The organism is Peribacillus sp. Aquil_B1 (genome assembly GCF_022603275.1).
In the GTDB taxonomy this organism is placed as follows: domain Bacteria; phylum Bacillota; class Bacilli; order Bacillales; family DSM-1321; genus Peribacillus.
Genome location: NZ_JAKXEE010000001.1, coordinates 2624094 through 2641594 on the forward strand (window position 1 = coordinate 2624094; position 17501 = coordinate 2641594).

Annotated in this window: 26 protein-coding genes; 7 read left to right on the forward strand and 19 right to left on the reverse strand. The window is 38.5% G+C overall.

The features are described 5' to 3' along the window. Positions 1 to 59: 59 nt before the first annotated feature. The 6 genes from MPH60_RS12705 to MPH60_RS12730 all read right to left on the reverse strand — a co-directional run bounded on the left by MPH60_RS12705 (position 60) and on the right by MPH60_RS12730 (position 4061). Entirely contained in the window at positions 60 to 488 is a 429-nt protein-coding gene (locus tag MPH60_RS12705; RefSeq protein WP_048685984.1) for a DUF2621 domain-containing protein, read from the reverse strand. Positions 489 to 568: 80 nt separating this feature from the next. Then, positions 569 to 874 (reverse strand): DUF3219 family protein, encoded by a 306-nt coding sequence (locus MPH60_RS12710; RefSeq protein WP_241594257.1) that lies wholly within the window; start codon positions 872 to 874, stop codon positions 569 to 571. A 128-nt stretch (positions 875 to 1002) separates the two neighbouring features. After that, on the reverse strand, positions 1003 to 1230 hold the full coding sequence (locus MPH60_RS12715; RefSeq protein ID WP_241594258.1) for a sulfurtransferase TusA family protein: 228 nt from the start codon (positions 1228 to 1230) through the stop codon (positions 1003 to 1005). A gap of 41 nt (positions 1231 to 1271) precedes the next feature. After that, on the reverse strand, positions 1272 to 2327 hold the full coding sequence (locus MPH60_RS12720) for a YeeE/YedE family protein (protein ID WP_241594259.1): 1056 nt from the start codon (positions 2325 to 2327) through the stop codon (positions 1272 to 1274). 157 nt (positions 2328 to 2484) lie between these two features. Further along, entirely contained in the window at positions 2485 to 2961 is a 477-nt protein-coding gene (locus MPH60_RS12725; RefSeq protein WP_137018031.1) for a CcdC family protein, read from the reverse strand. Positions 2962 to 3353: 392 nt separating this feature from the next. After that, the gene (locus MPH60_RS12730) at positions 3354 to 4061 is read right to left on the reverse strand and encodes a cytochrome c biogenesis protein CcdA (protein ID WP_241594260.1); all 708 of its coding nucleotides are present in this window, start codon (positions 4059 to 4061) and stop codon (positions 3354 to 3356) included. 255 nt (positions 4062 to 4316) lie between these two features. Here MPH60_RS12730 and MPH60_RS12735 point away from each other — a divergent pair, with 255 nt between their 5' ends. Continuing rightward, a complete protein-coding gene (locus MPH60_RS12735) occupies positions 4317 to 4490 on the forward strand; it encodes an aspartyl-phosphate phosphatase Spo0E family protein (RefSeq protein ID WP_241594261.1) in 174 nt (57 codons plus the stop codon). A 184-nt stretch (positions 4491 to 4674) separates the two neighbouring features. Here the strand turns inward: MPH60_RS12735 and MPH60_RS12740 are convergent, their stop codons facing one another. Then, entirely contained in the window at positions 4675 to 5064 is a 390-nt protein-coding gene (locus tag MPH60_RS12740) for a DUF4183 domain-containing protein (protein WP_405389893.1), read from the reverse strand. A gap of 127 nt (positions 5065 to 5191) precedes the next feature. Here MPH60_RS12740 and MPH60_RS12745 point away from each other — a divergent pair, with 127 nt between their 5' ends. From MPH60_RS12745 to MPH60_RS12755, 3 genes are all read left to right on the forward strand, one after another. Beyond that, positions 5192 to 5551 carry a DUF4183 domain-containing protein gene (locus MPH60_RS12745; protein ID WP_241594263.1) on the forward strand — a complete coding sequence of 120 codons (360 nt, stop codon included), beginning with the start codon at positions 5192 to 5194 and terminating at the stop codon, positions 5549 to 5551. A gap of 548 nt (positions 5552 to 6099) precedes the next feature. Continuing rightward, positions 6100 to 6498, forward strand: a complete 399-nt coding sequence (locus MPH60_RS12750; protein WP_241594264.1) for a DoxX family protein — start codon at positions 6100 to 6102, stop codon at positions 6496 to 6498. A gap of 652 nt (positions 6499 to 7150) precedes the next feature. Then, positions 7151 to 7393, forward strand: a complete 243-nt coding sequence (locus tag MPH60_RS12755; protein WP_241594265.1) for a hypothetical protein — start codon at positions 7151 to 7153, stop codon at positions 7391 to 7393. A gap of 97 nt (positions 7394 to 7490) precedes the next feature. Here MPH60_RS12755 and MPH60_RS12760 read toward each other — a convergent pair whose 3' ends face one another. The 6 genes from MPH60_RS12760 to MPH60_RS12785 form a co-directional block, all read right to left on the reverse strand. After that, the gene (locus MPH60_RS12760) at positions 7491 to 8612 is read right to left on the reverse strand and encodes an NADH-dependent flavin oxidoreductase (protein WP_241594266.1); all 1122 of its coding nucleotides are present in this window, start codon (positions 8610 to 8612) and stop codon (positions 7491 to 7493) included. A 69-nt stretch (positions 8613 to 8681) separates the two neighbouring features. After that, complete coding sequence (gene trxA / locus MPH60_RS12765) at positions 8682 to 8996, reverse strand: thioredoxin (RefSeq protein WP_101221652.1); 315 nt, start codon at positions 8994 to 8996, stop codon at positions 8682 to 8684. A 51-nt stretch (positions 8997 to 9047) separates the two neighbouring features. Continuing rightward, a complete protein-coding gene (locus MPH60_RS12770; RefSeq protein WP_241594267.1) occupies positions 9048 to 9431 on the reverse strand; it encodes an IDEAL domain-containing protein in 384 nt (127 codons plus the stop codon). Between the two features lie 101 nt (positions 9432 to 9532). Beyond that, complete coding sequence (locus MPH60_RS12775; RefSeq protein ID WP_101221650.1) at positions 9533 to 9952, reverse strand: RrF2 family transcriptional regulator; 420 nt, start codon at positions 9950 to 9952, stop codon at positions 9533 to 9535. A gap of 176 nt (positions 9953 to 10128) precedes the next feature. Then, a complete protein-coding gene (locus tag MPH60_RS12780) occupies positions 10129 to 10428 on the reverse strand; it encodes a spore coat protein (protein WP_241594268.1) in 300 nt (99 codons plus the stop codon). Beyond that, positions 10425 to 10640: a hypothetical protein gene (locus tag MPH60_RS12785; protein ID WP_241594274.1), complete on the reverse strand. Its 216-nt coding sequence runs from the start codon at positions 10638 to 10640 to the stop codon at positions 10425 to 10427. The genes MPH60_RS12780 and MPH60_RS12785 overlap by 4 nt, the downstream gene beginning before the upstream one ends. A gap of 175 nt (positions 10641 to 10815) precedes the next feature. Between MPH60_RS12785 and MPH60_RS12790 the strand changes: the two genes are divergently transcribed. The 3 genes from MPH60_RS12790 to MPH60_RS12800 are packed head-to-tail and all read left to right on the forward strand — an operon-like array spanning position 10816 to position 12555. After that, positions 10816 to 11031: a spore coat protein gene (locus tag MPH60_RS12790; RefSeq protein WP_241594269.1), complete on the forward strand. Its 216-nt coding sequence runs from the start codon at positions 10816 to 10818 to the stop codon at positions 11029 to 11031. Positions 11032 to 11042: 11 nt separating this feature from the next. Next, positions 11043 to 11405 (forward strand): spore coat protein, encoded by a 363-nt coding sequence (locus MPH60_RS12795; protein WP_241594270.1) that lies wholly within the window; start codon positions 11043 to 11045, stop codon positions 11403 to 11405. 13 nt (positions 11406 to 11418) lie between these two features. After that, positions 11419 to 12555 carry a zinc-dependent alcohol dehydrogenase gene (locus tag MPH60_RS12800; RefSeq protein WP_241594271.1) on the forward strand — a complete coding sequence of 379 codons (1137 nt, stop codon included), beginning with the start codon at positions 11419 to 11421 and terminating at the stop codon, positions 12553 to 12555. Between the two features lie 323 nt (positions 12556 to 12878). On the opposite strand, the gene MPH60_RS12805 is transcribed toward MPH60_RS12800, so the two are convergent. The 6 genes from MPH60_RS12805 to yneA all read right to left on the reverse strand — a co-directional run bounded on the left by MPH60_RS12805 (position 12879) and on the right by yneA (position 17416). Beyond that, positions 12879 to 13094, reverse strand: coding sequence for a YneF family protein (locus tag MPH60_RS12805; RefSeq protein WP_034312934.1), 216 nt, complete (start codon positions 13092 to 13094; stop codon positions 12879 to 12881). A gap of 84 nt (positions 13095 to 13178) precedes the next feature. Next, the gene (gene sirA, locus MPH60_RS12810) at positions 13179 to 13619 is read right to left on the reverse strand and encodes a sporulation inhibitor of replication protein SirA (RefSeq protein ID WP_241615834.1); all 441 of its coding nucleotides are present in this window, start codon (positions 13617 to 13619) and stop codon (positions 13179 to 13181) included. 284 nt (positions 13620 to 13903) lie between these two features. Further along, positions 13904 to 15907, reverse strand: a complete 2004-nt coding sequence (gene tkt, locus MPH60_RS12815) for a transketolase (RefSeq protein WP_241594276.1) — start codon at positions 15905 to 15907, stop codon at positions 13904 to 13906. A 222-nt stretch (positions 15908 to 16129) separates the two neighbouring features. Then, on the reverse strand, positions 16130 to 16363 hold the full coding sequence (locus MPH60_RS12820; protein WP_241594277.1) for a DUF896 domain-containing protein: 234 nt from the start codon (positions 16361 to 16363) through the stop codon (positions 16130 to 16132). 65 nt (positions 16364 to 16428) lie between these two features. Continuing rightward, positions 16429 to 17085 carry a YneB family resolvase-like protein gene (locus tag MPH60_RS12825; RefSeq protein WP_241594278.1) on the reverse strand — a complete coding sequence of 219 codons (657 nt, stop codon included), beginning with the start codon at positions 17083 to 17085 and terminating at the stop codon, positions 16429 to 16431. 19 nt (positions 17086 to 17104) lie between these two features. Next, on the reverse strand, positions 17105 to 17416 hold the full coding sequence (gene yneA, locus MPH60_RS12830; RefSeq protein ID WP_101221644.1) for a cell division suppressor protein YneA: 312 nt from the start codon (positions 17414 to 17416) through the stop codon (positions 17105 to 17107). Between the last annotated feature and the right edge of the window lie 85 nt (positions 17417 to 17501).

The window sequence follows — 17501 nt, forward strand, 5'->3', positions numbered from 1 at the left end:
TCTTTTGAAAGATTCAGAATAAAAAAAGCAAACTCCAAAAGAGCCTGCTTTTTTCATCATTAGCTGAATAAATGTTCATATGGAACCATATTCACCTTTCTTTCAGCTAATTTTTTTTGTAAAAATTTATGGTCACGTTTTGGTGTGGCAATGATATAGCCGCGAATCACTAAATCTTCCGTAATATCGCCCGCTTTTTCCTTTAACGCCAACTCTCCGATTTTCCCTGCGATTTTATGACGTGCAACATCACGAAAAAGTTCTGGCACAGGGCTCACTAAATCCTCTAATAATTCCTTTTGCTGCTTTGACCATAAGTGCTTTGTTTGCTCCAAATAGTATTCTTCCCAATCCATATCGGATTTCCCATCTTCTTTGGGAAATCTTTTCAGGAACTTTCGAAACATGAAAAAGCCACCTATGCTCATCAATATAATTAAAAGGGCTACCCAAAATAGAATAAACCATAAAAACCATCCGCTAAGCAAAGTACCACCTCTTATGTATAGAATGATCGTCACTATTATTATAGACAGTAACCCATATCTTTACAAGACTGGCAATGCAATCATTCCTGACCGTTCACTTCCAGCAAGACAAGCGAAAAATCCCCCACCGCATTTTCTTCATATAGATTCGTGACCGAAGTTGCATAGTTAAAGATCTCTGCACGAAATTCCTCGTTTGACTGCGGAATCTTTAAATCAAATACCATTTGATAAAGCAGTGTTGTAATATCATGATATTCACTATGTGTAACCTTGAAATTAAAACTGACTTTTCTGCTTTCCTTACCTTCGGAATCCTTTACAGTTTCAGAAGCAAAATCAGTAACATGCAGCGGAACATCGTTTAAAATGACCTCGTCTACCATTATCAACATCTCCTTAATAAAGTGGTTAAAGACATGTTATCACTAGGAGCTTTCAGCGCCAATCATTCAACCTTAAAAAAATGAAAAAACGTGCACAGGAAACCCGAGCACGCTTTCTTCGTATCAATTTACTTTCCCTTTTTCACGATTATACGCCATTTAGCATCATCGATTTGCTCAAACTCCGTGATTTCATGACCTTCAGTAGCAGCCCAACGCGGAATGCTTTCCGTTGCTTGTGTGCAATCGAAATTAATGATCAAGTCCTCTCCTTTTGCCATGTCCACTATCGCTTCTTTTGCTTCCACTAAAGGGAATGGACATACCATCCCAGTCGTTTCCAATACTTTTGCCATTTATATTCCACTCCTTGATTAAAAAGTTTTTGACTCGTATCTTAAGCCGCTTTGGATGAAGCCGCTGTCTGTTTTTGCTTACGGATAATCGTGAAATAAGTTGCTACCCATGTACCCAGCAGGAAAAAGACAATCGCGATCCAACCCTGCCAAGCAAATAGTGCCGAGTTCACCAGACCATTTCCGATTGTGCATCCCCCGGCAACACTAGCACCGAATCCCATGGTAACACCGCCAATTGCATTGTTACGTAACGTTTTCATATCAGGCAAACGCCAACGGAATTCCCCGCTCCCTTTGGCAGCAATGAAAGCGCCAAGGAAAATGCCCAATACTAAAAACGTTCCCCAATCGATTAACGCATCATCTCCTGTTATTAGGAAAGTTAAAATGTTCGCGGAAGGCGCTGTAATTCCAAGTCCGAACATCCGGCCTGTCATTGCACTTAGCGGCCATGCCATGATTGCAATAAGGCTGACCAATAATGCTGTGACAAAAGGATGCCAACGTTTCTCAAATAAGATGTGGGCCAATCCCGTTTTTTTCGGTTTCATTTTAAAGATTGGCAGTTTCGGTTTTCTCAATTCACGAATCACCAATATGCCAACCAAGAGTGTCACGATAATCACTAACACCCAAGGAGAAACATTTAACGTTTCATGAATATACGTATCATTTGTACGATAAGATAACAGATTATCTCCAGCCACTTTCCATATACCATATTTCGTCATTGCTGCCCCTAGCATATATCCAAAAAGGGCAACCCAACTTCCGATCATGCCCTCTCCGGCACGATACCACGTACCAGTGGCGCAACCTCCTGCCAAAACCATACCAATACCAAAAATAAAGCCACCCACGATTGTTCCCAACCATGGAAAACCATCATTCCCAAACTGAATGACCCCTGTATCATTCAATGCATAAACACCAATGCTTTGTATCGCTATAACAACAAAAGTAGCCAAGAACATCCGTCCATCTTTAGCTAAAATTAAATCACGATATGCACCAACAACACAGAAACGGCCTCTTTGAAGCACAAATCCCAGCAGTAAACCACAAATAATCCCAAACACAATCATTTGTAACATGTACCGTTTCCTCCTTAAGTAAAATAAGTATAATACTAATATAATATAATCCGGATGAAATTACTAGGTTTTTGGGTTAATTTTTTTACTCATGAAAAGTGCCCAGACACATGAAAAACCCGAGTCTCATGAATATCGACTCAGGTTTTTTAGATTATCACACCATACTGCTTCCGCCGAAACTGGCTGCTTTAACTTTTTTATATTGGTAAAGCATGGCAATTCTCCACGGAACGATCATCGCAAAAGCTAGTAAGAAAAACATTCCGCTCAATACTCCTATTTCAATCGTGCTTCCAAGCATCAGTTTTGCCACCAGTCGAATTACCATGAGACCAATCAATATAAATATGAACGCCTTAGAGCGCAGAATATAAATCTTTTCATCTCTTACTTCAAATTTAGATGTTTTAATCAATAAGATGGAAAATAGCATCCCTGCAACAATAGCCTCCAGCAATTCGTATCGAGTCACACGGAACATCGGGAAAATAAACATTAAAGCACCCGTACTCATAAACAGCGGCGGTAAGATGATTTTTTTTTCATTCACTGGTTTTTTCGTTTCCTTCATCCGTAATATGAAAACACCTATAGCCATCACAATCGCTATACCTGTTGATATATATATCATCTCTTAACCATCCCTTTTAACTAAAAATAGGTAAGTACCATTAAAAATTATATATGACTTCAATTTATAAACAAAGTATATATTACCTATTTGAGATAAACAAGGAGGTGTTATTAATTAAGCTCCCTTTTGATGCTTCCAATGCCCCATTCTCATCAAAAGGCTTGAAGATAAAATCTTGCACCCCAGCCTCTATAGACTTCGATAACCATATTTCATATTTTTGCTGTCCACCCGGCCTGAAATTCCTTCTTAATTTCCTTGGTCAGGATTTAATTTTGATATACCGACAACTTAGTGACTGACCTTAGACCCAAAATCAACGAAATTGACACCCTCAGACCTAATAGCAGGCAATCAACTAGAATATTGAAAAAATAACTTATTATGGACTAAAAACCCGTGAAGCCACCGAATAGTCTAGACAGGACTGCAATTATTTTGGTCATCCAATCAAAAAACAAAATCACACCCATTACAATCATTAAATATCCGCCAACCTTCATGATGTATTGGCTGTACTTTTTGATCCATTTCAATTTTCCGACAAAGAAGGATAATATGAAAAACGGTATGGCAAATCCTAAAATATAGGCAGTCATATAGCTCATGGCAGCACTAGGATTAGTTGCACCCAGTGAAATGACAGCTCCTAATAGCGGACCTGCACAAGGGGTCCATCCAGCCGCAAAGGCAAGTCCGATAAGAATGGAACCTAAATATCCGCTAGGTCGGTTCTTGAATTCAAAGCGGCTGTCTTTCATCAAAGATTTCGGCTGAAAGATTCCTACAATGAATAAACCAAAAATGATAATCAGGATGGCGCCAATCTGACGAATTAATTCTTTGTAATCCGAGAAGAAAGATCCTAAGTATGATGTGCTAAAACCTATTGCAATAAAAACCAGAGAAAACCCAAGCAGGAAGAATAAAGTATGCAGCATGCTTCTTCTTTGGAGCATGGCGTTCTCGGATTTGATTTCACCAACACTCATACCAGTGATATAAGATAAAAAGGCCGGATATAGCGGTAAGCAGCATGGCGAAATAAAACTCAGGAATCCCGCACCAAAAGCTAAAAACATATTAATATCATTCAAATAAGCTCACTCCTATGTATGTCAACCTATAAACATTGTAACAAATAAGATAAAAAAATACATTTATGGAACTTTGAATATTTCATGACAGCCAATTACTAAAACGGAATGGGGCGAAGGTTTAATGTTCCATAAGATAACTTATTTGAATTCATTAGTACAAGCCGATATAATTGTTATATTCATACAGATTTTACAACGAACACATAAATCAAGGGTACCATAAAAAAATGTTGGGGCCAGAAAGGAAATATAATGGCTAAAAAGAATGAATTTCTCGAACAGATTGAATTGAAGAGAAATGAACTTATCAAGATTGTCGCTAAAGATGGTTTGAACTCAAATGTTGCCGTTGAATACAGCCAGCAACTTGATCAATTATTAAATAAATATAATGAACTTTTTTATAATACCGGTACAAATTTTTAACCCAGTACCTCTCCCATTGATAACCACATATGTAATTATATGATTTATTTATGCTGTCAATCTCCCCTTTTTATATTCTTTCTCAATTAGAATACATAGGCATGATTTTGCTATATTAAAAAACAGGCAGCGCTTTGGGCGCTGCCTGTTTTCCTGTTTTTTCATTTAAAGTAATGCATAGAAATCACGTTGCTATATCAACATCGGATGTCGGTGCATAGTTTGTCACAACAAGAACAATAGGAGATCCAGTTAAGATGGAAGAACCGTCCGGAACAGTGATTACAAGACTTCCTACCCCAGTGGCACCTGGTGTGTATGCTGTTAAATCCTCCATTTGCAGCACCCCATTAATAAACACCTCATACGAACTGTTTTCAGCACTTAATGCAGGCAGTACAGTTGCAGGATCACCAGTATCCGAGAAAAAGCTTGCTGGATCAATTGAAAGCGTGGTTGGACCAGTCGATGTGGCAGTCGCCTCATAAAATAATCGGGTGACCAATGGATTCACATTGATCACCGAGGTAGCCGCAATCGCTAACTTCATTATTTTTAACGGCAAAATATTCACCTCTCTTCTCTCCATGCTATGACTTTGCGAAAGGAATTGTATAGACAATTTTCAAAAATGGTCCTCACGATAATCTGTACTTTTTATAAAATGTATAGGAGATAAGAAAAGGGGAGAATTTTTAGAAATGGACAATAAATATTGCCGATTCATTAAAGAGGATACAAAAATCCCGAGACCTTTGTTGTTTTTCCCTATGTGCTCTCCCAACGAAGTTCGCACAAGGATCCCCAAAAGAATCATTTCTTATGAATTTTACGCCATTGCAAATGGCTGCCAACGGATTTATGAAGAAAAAGACGGAATAACTGACATAGAAAATCAGGTAATACTGGATCCATCAAAGGTATCCTATATGAATTTATTCATAAATGGCGTATTGCAGCCCCATGATAATTACACTGTTGAAAAAGGAAAACTTAAATTGAATACGATTGATATCCCAATAAAAGGGACACCAATCATACTGCAAATGTTCATTATTTAAATAAGCTGCCTGTTCCTAAACGATTCCTTAATTCCAGGTCGACTCCTTCAATAACATTGAACTTGAATTCCATATACTGATCTTGAGTAAAATTGAGTAATTTTGAGTAATTGCGCGGAACTCACGAGTAAAAGTAGGAAACTCACGAGTAAATGCGCCAAATTCACTAGTAAATCAGTTAAATTTACGAGTAAACGTGCAAAACTCACGAGTAAAGTGAAATTTACACATAAAAGTGCAAAATTCACGCGAAAAAGTGTGAATTTCACGAGTAATTGCGACTGTGACATTCATGCTGAAACTAACCTACATTACGATAAAGGAATGTTACTGATTTATTGTTCTTCTCCAGGCGAAGCTCACCTGTTTTCTAAACCCTCCCTATTGAAAAAAGCCTTAAGAGATAAAATTATGTTTGACAAATCATTAAAATCATATTATCTTTAATTAAAGATAAATTAATTCGAGATAATGTCTCTTGTTTTTTTGATATGAATCTCGAATTAAAGATATCTAAATTAAAAATAAAATTCCAGGAGGAATCATAAATGATTGGTATAGGTTTATTAGTTATACGTGTAGTGATCGGATTATCGTTTGTTGGTCATGGGGCTCAAAAATTATTTGGATGGTTTGGAGGTCATGGCTTGAAAGGTACAGGAGGCTGGTTTGATTCGATTGGCATGAAGCCAGGAGTTACCATGGCCCTATTTGCTGGTCTATCAGAGCTTATTGGCGGAGCTTTATTTGCTTTAGGTCTCTTTACACCCCTTGCAGGTATATTAATTGCACTTACAATGCTCGTTGCGATCGTTAAAGTCCATGGTGCAAATGGCTACTGGGCTACTCAAAACGGTTATGAATATAATCTTGCCATCCTTGCAGTGGCGATTGGCGTTGCTTTAACAGGAGCTGGCCCATACTCACTTGATTCCTTTCTATTTTAAGGAAATCGCTTGGGTTTGCTAAATTCCTACATTACAGATAACACGGATGGTTTAATCCACTCCGTGTTTTTTCTTTTTCCCCATTGCTCAGAAATTTTTATATTGGTTATCAAAGCTTAAAACTCTAGGACTGGATACTTCAGTGTACATAGGATGTCCCATATTTAAAATAGTTTCAATATTGAAATACAAACTACCTGTGAAATCACTGCAGCACAGTAATTTTCACAAATGAGTTGGAATAATGCCATAAATTTTAGAGTACCATCAAATCCCATTCTTTCTGTTCCCCCAAAAGATAATTTTGGATGGAAAACAATAAGTTCCTAATTTGAAATATCACGTCTAAAAACTAAGACTCATAATCAGGTATAAAGAGTACAGTAATAATGAGAATGATCATAACCTCATGTTTTTTTTATCTCCGGTGTGTCCTCAATGAATCAAAAGAACGCTATTATTTTATTGAACTAAGTTATATATTCCCTCAGCGACAGTTAAAGTGCTCCTATCTAATCCTGAAGATAATAGAAATCAATGGTACTTTAATTTGTTCCTATGGTTTTCCGTATACAAACGATAGATATATAGACTCTAATAAAAAAAGATCATATCTAGATAAACAATATTAATCCCCGAGTGATGAAAATAAATGAGGCTTTTATCTTTTGTGACAGTATTTTTAACCTCTTTTAGTCTTGCTGCAATAGGATTTGCCGAGGAAAATGGTACAAGCCTTAGCGGAGAAATACTGACACAAGAAGAGTTTAGTTTTCTTGTAAATGAAGTCGGTAATACTCAAGAAGAATCCGAGGATTTACCTGTTGAAGTTTCAAGACGATTAATTGAAGAGGAGGCTAAAGTTATAGATTCTGTAACGGAATTTATAGAATAATGCCACATCCATAAACATAAAAAACCCCGGATAAGGAACACTTTATATGTGTTCCTTATCCGGGGTTATGTGAAAACCATCTGCATTTTTCACTTTATTATTCGACCCCTGGAAACCATCCTGGAGAGTGGATGATCGCTTGCCATAATGGATCTGGAATATCAAGTTGCAGCTGTTTATCTTTGTTAATTTTTGTCACGATTTCTGCTTCCCTGCCTTGTTCCACTTTTTGTACCCATTCAGGATCGATTATGATTTCACGCCCTAATGCGATTAATGGAATCCCGGATTGCAGTGCCTTGATCGCATCATCCGCTGTATAGATGGAACCAACACCAATTAAGGGAACTCGCTCTCCGATACGTTCTTTAATAATTTCTATTCGAGGTCGGTCAACGTCGGCTCCCCGTCTTGCTTTTGACCAGAAATCCATTAGTGAAACGTGAAGATAATCCAAATCCTTTGTTACAAGTCCATCAATTAATGCTAGTGTATCATCCATGGTGATTCCTGGTGTTTCCGGCTCTTCCGGTGAAAAACGATATCCTACGATGAACGGATCCTTGGCATGTTCAGCAACAGCCTTTTTCACTTCATCCACAACCGCTAACGGAAAGGTCAGGCGCTTTTCAAGGGAACCGCCCCACTTGTCTTCACGACGGTTTGAATGAGGCGAAAAGAATTGCTGAAGCAAGTAACCATTAGCTCCGTGAATTTCTACACCGTCAAATCCCGCTTCAATGGCACGTCGGGTGGTTTCACCAAAATCGAGAATGATTGATTCTATTTCCTTTTCAGAAAGTGGGCGCGGAACTGCTTTCCCTTCGCCTTCCGACGGAATATTGCTCGCACTGACAACATCGCCATTTACTAATTCCGGTGGAACCTCTCGGCCGCCATGAAAAATCTGGAGAATTGCCTTTGCCCCTTTCGCTTTAATCGCTGATGCCAAACGACTTAGACTAGGTATCAATTCATCCTGATCTCCGCCAAATTCCCCATGAAACCCTTTCCCATTTGCCGTCACGTAAGTACAAGCCGTTATAACCATGCCGACCCCGCTTGACCGACGTTCATAATAATTAACTTCTGCGTCGGTGACAGTTCCGTCAGGATTTGAAGAGAAATTTGTCATGGGCGCCATCACTAATCGATTTTTCAATTCTGTTCCCTTTCCTAAATTGAACGATTCAAATAATGGTGTATAATTAGAATTCATTTAGTAATCCTCCATTTTGTAACCCGCCGGTTTGTATAATAAATTGAAATCCGCAAACTAATTTAAATATCATGCATACTTTGCGATTAATGCCGAAATGGCTTCTTTGGGCTGGAAGCCAATAGCTTGATCTACCTTTTCTCCATCTTTGAATAAAATAAGTGCTGGAATTCCCATCACTCCATATTCGCTAGTCGTATTTGAATTTTCATCCACATTAAGTTTTACGATCTTAACCTGATCACCCATTTCCTCATCGATTTCATTAAGCACTGGGGCAATCATTTTGCACGGACCGCACCACGGTGCCCAAAAATCAACCAATACTAAACCTTCCTTGATTTCACTAGCAAAATTATCATCTGTAACATGTTCTATTGTCATGATCATTTCCTCCTTGTATTATCCGAAATATTTATGGTCTTTACTCACCATCTATTTAAAATCAAGTTTTGCGATTCTATTTCCCGGGATAAAAACCTCAGATTTCCTCGCATTCATTTTCGGATGGATTTTGATGGATTCCAATTTACCGGATAACTCCATAAACCATGTTTCATCTTTAGAAAGTAAAGCCAAATCAATTAAGGCCAAAAGATGAGTTTCGTTACTGATTTCTAGATCCGGCAGTTTTTCAGTCCATTTACTTGGAATCCAAATCGATTTCCCAACCGCTTTTTCATTGTCACTTTCCACCACATTCACTTTAATAATTTCACGATTATCGCTCACGTTTTCAACGAAGCCATGGATAAGTTCTCCATCTCTTGATTTTCCTTGTACCCAATCCCCATTTTTGAACAGATTGTTTTCAACCATTTCCTTAACACCCCTTTTATGTTCATTTAATATTAAAATCTATAGTTATTAACTGTATTAATAAAATATACATTTTGTGCAAAGAAAAAACTAAATCAATATCACGGACATTGTTTAATTTTTTCCAAAAAAGTGCTGAGAGTTATATCTTCCAAATATTTTTCAAAATACAATTCTGCTTCATCGAATATTTGATCCATGACTACCTGGGTATTGGAAGATATGACACATTTTTTCTCCGGATCACCTGTACACCATTTCGGTTTCAAGGTTCCATGTGAGACCGTTATATAAATATCTGCCAAACTCACCTCTTCAGGATTACAGTCTAGAATATAGCCTCCCCCCACGCCTTCTTTCGTTTTAACAAATCCCTTTTTTCTTAAGCAGCTCATCATTTTCCGAATCCTTGCCGAGTTTGTACAAACGTTTTCTGCGATGGACTCACTGCTTGCCATATGATCTGGTAGATAAGCTAAATAGACCAAACTATGCACAGCTATTGTAAAATCACTATTCACTTTTCGCATCCTCCTCAAGGAGATTACTGTAATTTTAATATTTACAGTTGATAAAGTCAACTCAAAAAACTCAACTGAGTCCTGCACTTTGTTGATTACTATTTGCTTGCAATGAAATTCCCTCCTATACACAAAGGATTGAGGGAATTTCATTCATCTAATTTTGCAAACCGATATCAACGTTGAGAAAGATTCAAGGCCGTATTAGCTGCTTTTAGATTCACTTTCGATTGCTCACTTATATCCAGAGGATGATAATAACCTTTTGAAACCATGTAATCACTTATTAACCCATGTGTTTCTACAGCAGACCTCAGCTGTTCCCGTAATGCAGCCCTCAATTCAGGTGAAGCTGTTTCTGTTATGGCGAAAGCCGTATTTCTTATTCCTGATTTGGCAGAATTCAGAAAGTCAGTAGCAATCACCTGATCGGTCATACCACCCATTCCTGCCATATTTTGCAAAAAGTTAGTCATTGTCTTCCCTCGCCTTGGTTTACCAGGATTTCCTGTAATTTTTGAATATGCTCTCTGCCGTTGCTCATGTCTTGTAAAAGAATGTTTTTTAATTCCGTATCTTGGACTAACCCATTCATTGTAGAAGCTTTTGATAGACAAAGGCTTTTGAAGTTCAATATTTCATGCAGTTCTAACGTTTCATGCAGTCCCAACTTTTCCACTAGAAGCATCTCTCCTTTCAGTAACAATCACTTACTTATCTTTCGTTGTTCAAAAGCTCTTATTCATTCCTTTTCATTTTATTAGGAGATTAAAACCATTTGGAAAGCAACATGTAGTCCCCTGTATACCTGAGTGTTGAATAGGGAAAATTACTTTTGTTACCTAGACTTAGGAGGTGAGTGAATGGAAAATGAAAAGCTCGCATTTCACGAGACCATGGAGACGCATGAAATAATAAATTTTAAGACAATATGCTTAATGAAATCCAAATTAATGCAAGGAATTTGTTTTGATAATGATTTGAAAGCATTAATGGAAAAAGACGTACAGCAATCCATAGTAGCCATTAATGAACTAAAGACTTTTTACGATCGTGCCCGAACAAACTTTAAACAATGAGGTGAGCTTTAATGGAAATGGACTTTTTAGATCCCCAAGGTGCTGAACATATGCCTGAAATGGCAGATTCCTCTTTTGCCCTGGATTTCCTACTGACGGTCAAAAGCGGTATTCATACGTATGGTATCGCTTTATCAGAAACAGCAAGTCCAGAATTGCGTAAAGCATTATACCGGCAAATGGAGCATTCCATTGATTTACATGCAGAAATAACCGATTTAATGATCAGTAAAGGCTGGCTCTATCCAAATGATGTTGGAAAGCAAGTTGAATTGGATCTGAAATCAGCTGATATGGCAGTCAGCATCGCTGGGATGAAGCTGTTCCCTAACGATACTGATAGACTTGGAATGTTCGCAACGCCGAGTAAATAGAGGAGGAAGTTTAATGAAAGCCGTAACTTACCAGGGCAATAAAAATGTGCAGGTTAAAGAAGTTAAGGACCCCCAAATCAAAAATTCCGATGATATCATCGTAAAAATTACTGCTTCGGCCATTTGCGGTTCGGATTTGCATTTGATTCATCAAATGATTCCCAATATGCCAACCGATTATGTTATTGGTCATGAGCCAATGGGTGTTGTCGAGGAAGTTGGTCCTGGTGTAAATAAATTGAAAAAGGGAGATCGTGTAATCATCCCCTTTAACGTTAGCTGCGGAAGCTGCTGGTATTGCGACAACGACCTTACAAGTCAGTGCGATAACTCGAATCCACATGGGGAAATGGGCGGATTTTTTGGATATTCAGAAACAACTGGCGGGTATGCTGGAGGACAAGCAGAATACATGCGGGTTCCATATGGGAATTTCACTCCTTTTAAGATTCCAGAAGATTGTGAGATTGACGATGAAAAATTGATATTACTCGCCGATGCAGCTTCTACCGCATTTTGGAGCGTTGACCATGCAGGAGTAAAACCAGGTGATACTGTAATCATCTTAGGGTGCGGTCCCGTTGGATTACTCGTACAAAAATTCGCTTGGTTCAAAGGAGCGAAAAGAGTCATTGCCGTCGATCATCTCAACTATCGTCTGGAACATGCAAAACGGACAAATAAAGTCGAAATTGTAAATTTCGAACAATATGAAAACGTAGGGGATTATCTCAAAGAAATAACGAAAGGCGGAGCCGATATCGTAATTGATTGTTCAGGCATGAGCGGTAAAATGACGCCCATGGAATATCTTGCAACGGGGCTTAAGCTTCATGGCGGTGCCATGGGTGGTATTGTAATCGCCTCCCAAGCGGTCCGTAAAGCAGGAACCATTCAAATAACTGGTGCTTACGGCGGGCGTTATAATGGCTTTCCGCTAGGAGATATATTTCAAAGAAACGTGGATATCAAGACCGGGCAAGCTCCCGTTATCCCTTATATGCCATATCTCTATAATCTAATATCTGAAGGAAAAGTTGATCCTGGCGATGTCGTAACCCACGTACTACCATTGGATCAAGCTAAACATGGTTACCAAGTATTTGATACAAGGACAGACGGATGCATTAAAGTGGTGTTAAAGCCGTAAGTATTATTTAGAAAATTGAATGGCCAGGCACTCAAATTCAGAAACCATACATGAATTATAGTTAGTTTCTGAATTTGATGAATCCTGTGTAGTATCTTGAAAGACACATGTACTAGAATCCCTCTAAATGAAACCTTTAAACCCCATGATTGCCCTCTTGCTTATCCCCTAACAACACAAAAAACCCCTCTCTCTGATCTAGTTTCCACCAGAGAAAGAAGTTTCGGATTAGTAATGAAAGATAAAGCAAAAATAAGGAAAATTTATGACGAAAGATTCACTCTTCACGGTAGTTATGATTTGCTTATCTTATAATTGCTAACTTATTTTGTTTGTTGTTTATTCATGGCGCTCATCATTTGATTAATCTTCTTTTGGGATGGTTTCATACCCATTTGCATCATCATCATTTTCAGCATCTGTTCGTTAATTGGCGGATTTTTCTTTAAGTAATCCATCATGTATTTACGAGCGATGAAAAATCCCAGCACTACTCCAGCAATCAATGCCAGTACGCCAACTAGAATGTAAACCCACATACTATTTCCTCCTTCGTGTTGTCTAACATCAGTGTACTAGACCAAAGGTTATTATACAATACCCGCTACTGAAAAGTCCCCCATTTAGACAAATTTTCTTTCTTTTATCGGTTTTAACCAACCGTATTTTTCATGTTCAAAATCAATGGCCAGAAAACTCGCTTCATATTTTCGAATACTTTCAAAGAAAGCCGTCTCCGCTTCATAGTCTCCTTCAGCTTTTAGAGTAATGGAATCTTGCTGAATGATTAAAACGGCTTTACTTGATCCGTTTGTTTTTTCTAAATAGTATTTTCCATTTTGAGTCCAATAATTCATCTTTTTTTGCAAACGTTGTTCAATAGCTAACTGCAACTGGATAATCGGGACTGTTTTGGTGACATATTCGATTTGTTTTTGCAAAATACTCTTCAGTCTGCCCTTTGCTTGAATATACTCCAAAAACAAATTGAAAAATAGCTTTTCTCTTCCATAATAATGATGGGCAAATTCATCTTCGATTAAATAAATTTGATAGGTTCTCATCAGCCAATGCCTCCTAGCTTTCCTATTTTGGACTAACCACCAGGACCCTCTCCACTATTTTCCACTATTGATAACTTTCCCCTTTAACTGACACATTTAAACGAAATTTATTTATTCTCATTATATATTGACAAACTAAAAAGATATGTTGTTTGCTGGAGAAATTTTCTTCTTTTTTTGTCGAATGGAAGATTTCCCTTTAGAATAGGAGCACGCAATAAACCAGGATTGTTTTTGATAAAAAAACTGACACCAAACTAGTTGGTGTCAGTTCTCCATTACGATTAGTTAAGCATTTCCTTAACACGGGCAACTACATTTTCTAAAGTGAAGCCGAATTCCTCCATGATTTTACCGCCTGGTGCAGAAGCTCCGAAATGATTGATGGCCAATATTTCACCCTCATCACCTGCATAACGATCCCAACCAAACGGTGAAGCCACTTCGATAGCTAGACGTTTCTTCACTGCCGGATTGATTACGCTTTGTTTATATTCTTTAGATTGAGTTTCAAATCGATCCCATGATGGCATGCTGATAACAGAAACATCAATTCCTTCGTTCGCTAAAGCTTTCTGTGCTTCCACAGCCAAGTTCACTTCGGAACCAGTCGCAAGAAGTAATGCATCGGCTACTTCTTTCTTAGAAGCAGAGATGATGTAAGCACCTTTTGAAACACCTTCATACGCAGTTTCTGACGTGTCTTTAATTGTTGGCAATCCTTGACGAGTCAATACAAGGGCCGTTGGTTTATTTGTAGACTCCATAGCCACTTTCCAGGCTGCTGCCGTTTCATTGCCATCAGCTGGACGGATTACCCCTAGGTTAGGCATTGCACGCAATGATGCCAATTGTTCGATTGGCTCATGAGTCGGTCCGTCTTCTCCTACAGCAATGCTGTCATGCGTGAATACATAGTTTACAGGCAGTCCCATTAGTGCTGCCATTCTTATGGCAGGACGTAGATAATCAGAGAATACGAAGAATGTTCCTCCGTATACTTTTAATCCACCATGAAGTGCCATTCCATTTAAAGCCGCACCCATAGCGAATTCACGTACACCAAACCATATATTACGGCCGCTGTAATTACCAGGTAATAGATCAGTCTCACCTTTGATGGCAGTATTATTAGATCCGGCTAAATCCGCAGAACCCCCAATGAAGCTAGGGACCCGCTTGGCTATTGCATTTAGCACTTCCCCACTTGAAGCACGGGAAGCTAATGTTTTACCTTCTTCATAGACCGGAATTTCCTGATCCCAATCAGCAGGCAGTTCTCCTTTGATGGCCAGCTCCAATTGCTGTGCTAACTCAGGATGTGCTTCTTTGTAATTTTTGAACAATTCATTCCAAGCTTCTTCTTTTTGAGCGCCTGCATCAACAACAGCTTCATTGAAGTGTGAATACACTTCTTCCGGAACATGGAAGTCCTCTTCGAATGTCCATTTATAAGCTTCCTTTGTCAATTTAAGCTCATCTGCGCCAAGCGGAGCGCCGTGAACAGCGGATTTACCTGAACGGTTTGGTGAACCGTATCCAATAACCGTTTTCACTTCGATTAATGTTGGGCGTGCATCGTCGGTTTTCGCTTCTTCAATCGCTTTAGCAATTTCCTGAAGATCATTTCCATCCTCAACGCGGATATATTGCCATCCATAAGATTTGAACCGGTCTGCTACGCTTTCACTAAATGATTGACTTAAGTCGCCGTCAAGGGAAATATCATTAGAATCATATAAAACAACAAGTCTTCCGAGTTGTAGATGTCCAGCTAATGAAGCGGCTTCTGCAGAAACACCTTCCATTAAATCTCCATCTCCACAAATGCTATATGTATAATGGTCGACAACATTATAAGAATCGCGGTTATAGCTTTCTGCCAAGTGACGTTCAGCCATTGCCATTCCGACTGCCATTGCAATACCTTGTCCAAGCGGCCCGGTAGTTGCATCTACACCAGCCGTATGTCCGAATTCAGGATGTCCTGGAGTTTTACTGCCCCATTGACGGAAGCTTTTCAAATCATCGATAGATAAGCCATAGCCCGATAAATGAAGAAGGCTGTATAACAGCATAGAACCATGTCCAGCTGAAAGAACAAAGCGATCTCTATTAAACCAATCTGGATTTTTCGGGTTATGGTTCATATATTCGGTCCATAGTTTATACGCCATCGGCGCTGCACCCATTGGCATACCTGGATGGCCGGAATTAGCCTTTTCAATTGCATCAATTGATAATGTACGAATCGTATTGATAGAAAGTGCATCTAATTTATCTAACATATTGTAAAAACATCCCTTCCTGTAATGTACCTCTTTATATTATAGTGACAAGCATAATATCACAACTAAAATCACTATTTACTGCCTCAATATTAAAATTTCCTAGAAATAAGAGAAGCCCCTATTTAGATTAAACTAAATAGGAGAATACATACATGCATGCACTCCCTTTTTACTCCTAAATGCTAATAGGATCCCCGTTCCATGAGAGGAATTCAAGCATTAATGTAAGTTTCTTTTTTCTTTTATATTTTTTATCTTTTGAGGAGTGACGTCATTACCTTCTGGATCAACGACTTTCACATGCTCCAACGTATCGGTCATGGACTTTCTGAATGTTTCCAAATACTCACTTCTCAATTGGGTTTGCTCTTTCGCCTCAACTTCCGTCAAACCTTCAGTCTTTGCCTTTTTAGAAAGTTCATTAATACGGGTTATTTTTTCTTTTGATAACATAATTTCGCTCCTTCATAATCTCCGGATATTGTCATGGTATTAAAAAAAAAGCGAAATTACAAGTTCTAAGATTGACTTTCCTTTTTATTCAGTTGATGTTCGAGAAAACGCCTATTCACAGTAGCCTTGGAAACATTGTATCCAAAGCCCCTTAAAGTGGCTGCGATTTCTGCAAATGTCAATCCATTGGCCCGAAGTTTAATAATTTCTTCAATAGGAATTTCCATACGGTCCCTTCCAGTGGAATTCCTTTGATTCTGAAGGTTTTTTTGAGGACGGTACCCTTTTTCAACGGCTCTTATCATCCCGCGCTTTATTTTAAGGTTATGTAGTTTCCTTTGGTATTCTTCTACAATACCGACTATCTGGATGACCATGGCATCCGAATCCGATAACTCAAGCTCCCCGTCATGTGAGAGCGTATAAATCTTCACATCTTCTTTAAGGATGACATGGAAAAGGGCTATTTTGGCATTTCCTCTTCCCAGCCTTGTTTCATCCTGGATTAATAGTACATCAGCTTCTTTAGTTTTAAATAGTTCGAGCATTTCAAAAATGCCATCCCGATTCAACTCATAACCACTTGCCTGTTCTTTTATTATGGAAATGACTTCTACGTCCATCTTTTCTGCCAATTTGACTAACTCATCTTCCTGCCTTGCCAATGATGTTTCCTGTGACTCTTTTTCTGTGCTGACCCTACAATAGATTACCGCCTTCATAATACCCTACCTTCACTACTTACTGCTCACTGGCCAAATTCTGGACAAGCTCTTCCCCTTTAACCGGTATGACGATGACTTGACCAGGTTTAATTGTATCCGCCCTGACTCCATTATGCTCTTCTATCCAACCAATGAATTCTTTTTTTGTCAAATTTGCTTCTTCATATTCTTCGGCAATTCCCCATAGGGTATCACCTTCACTTACTTCTATAGAAAGGAAATCCTTTTTTGGATCGTTGTTCAATGTACAAGAGAATAAAATTGAAAAGATGAATACTGATCCCGCTAATAGAATCGTATAAATATAATTTTTGTATAAATTTTTCATAAATATCCCTCCAAAGCGAATGTTCGTTCGTATGTTATGGTCAAATTATAATACGAACGTTTGTTTCAGTCAACAACAAAATTCG

Coding starts and splice junctions, on each gene's coding strand:
- MPH60_RS12800 (WP_241594271.1), top strand. CDS start 11,419: ATGAAAGCCGTAACTTACCAGGGCAATAAAAATGTGCAGGTTAAAGAA.
- trxA (WP_101221652.1), bottom strand. CDS start 8,996: ATGACAATAGAACATGTTACAGATGATAATTTTGCTAGTGAAATCAAG.
- MPH60_RS12755 (WP_241594265.1), top strand. CDS start 7,151: ATGAGGCTTTTATCTTTTGTGACAGTATTTTTAACCTCTTTTAGTCTT.
- MPH60_RS12720 (WP_241594259.1), bottom strand. CDS start 2,327: ATGTTACAAATGATTGTGTTTGGGATTATTTGTGGTTTACTGCTGGGA.
- MPH60_RS12790 (WP_241594269.1), top strand. CDS start 10,816: ATGGAAAATGAAAAGCTCGCATTTCACGAGACCATGGAGACGCATGAA.
- yneA (WP_101221644.1), bottom strand. CDS start 17,416: ATGAAAAATTTATACAAAAATTATATTTATACGATTCTATTAGCGGGA.
- MPH60_RS12735 (WP_241594261.1), top strand. CDS start 4,317: ATGGCTAAAAAGAATGAATTTCTCGAACAGATTGAATTGAAGAGAAAT.
- MPH60_RS12725 (WP_137018031.1), bottom strand. CDS start 2,961: ATGATATATATATCAACAGGTATAGCGATTGTGATGGCTATAGGTGTT.
- MPH60_RS12750 (WP_241594264.1), top strand. CDS start 6,100: ATGATTGGTATAGGTTTATTAGTTATACGTGTAGTGATCGGATTATCG.
- MPH60_RS12785 (WP_241594274.1), bottom strand. CDS start 10,640: ATGCTTCTAGTGGAAAAGTTGGGACTGCATGAAACGTTAGAACTGCAT.
- MPH60_RS12795 (WP_241594270.1), top strand. CDS start 11,043: ATGGAAATGGACTTTTTAGATCCCCAAGGTGCTGAACATATGCCTGAA.
- sirA (WP_241615834.1), bottom strand. CDS start 13,619: ATGAGAACCTATCAAATTTATTTAATCGAAGATGAATTTGCCCATCAT.
- MPH60_RS12770 (WP_241594267.1), bottom strand. CDS start 9,431: ATGGTTGAAAACAATCTGTTCAAAAATGGGGATTGGGTACAAGGAAAA.
- MPH60_RS12825 (WP_241594278.1), bottom strand. CDS start 17,085: ATGAAGGCGGTAATCTATTGTAGGGTCAGCACAGAAAAAGAGTCACAG.
- MPH60_RS12820 (WP_241594277.1), bottom strand. CDS start 16,363: ATGTTATCAAAAGAAAAAATAACCCGTATTAATGAACTTTCTAAAAAG.
- MPH60_RS12760 (WP_241594266.1), bottom strand. CDS start 8,612: ATGAATTCTAATTATACACCATTATTTGAATCGTTCAATTTAGGAAAG.
- MPH60_RS12805 (WP_034312934.1), bottom strand. CDS start 13,094: ATGTGGGTTTACATTCTAGTTGGCGTACTGGCATTGATTGCTGGAGTA.
- tkt (WP_241594276.1), bottom strand. CDS start 15,907: ATGTTAGATAAATTAGATGCACTTTCTATCAATACGATTCGTACATTA.
- MPH60_RS12710 (WP_241594257.1), bottom strand. CDS start 874: ATGGTAGACGAGGTCATTTTAAACGATGTTCCGCTGCATGTTACTGAT.
- MPH60_RS12715 (WP_241594258.1), bottom strand. CDS start 1,230: ATGGCAAAAGTATTGGAAACGACTGGGATGGTATGTCCATTCCCTTTA.
- MPH60_RS12780 (WP_241594268.1), bottom strand. CDS start 10,428: ATGACTAACTTTTTGCAAAATATGGCAGGAATGGGTGGTATGACCGAT.
- MPH60_RS12745 (WP_241594263.1), top strand. CDS start 5,192: ATGGACAATAAATATTGCCGATTCATTAAAGAGGATACAAAAATCCCG.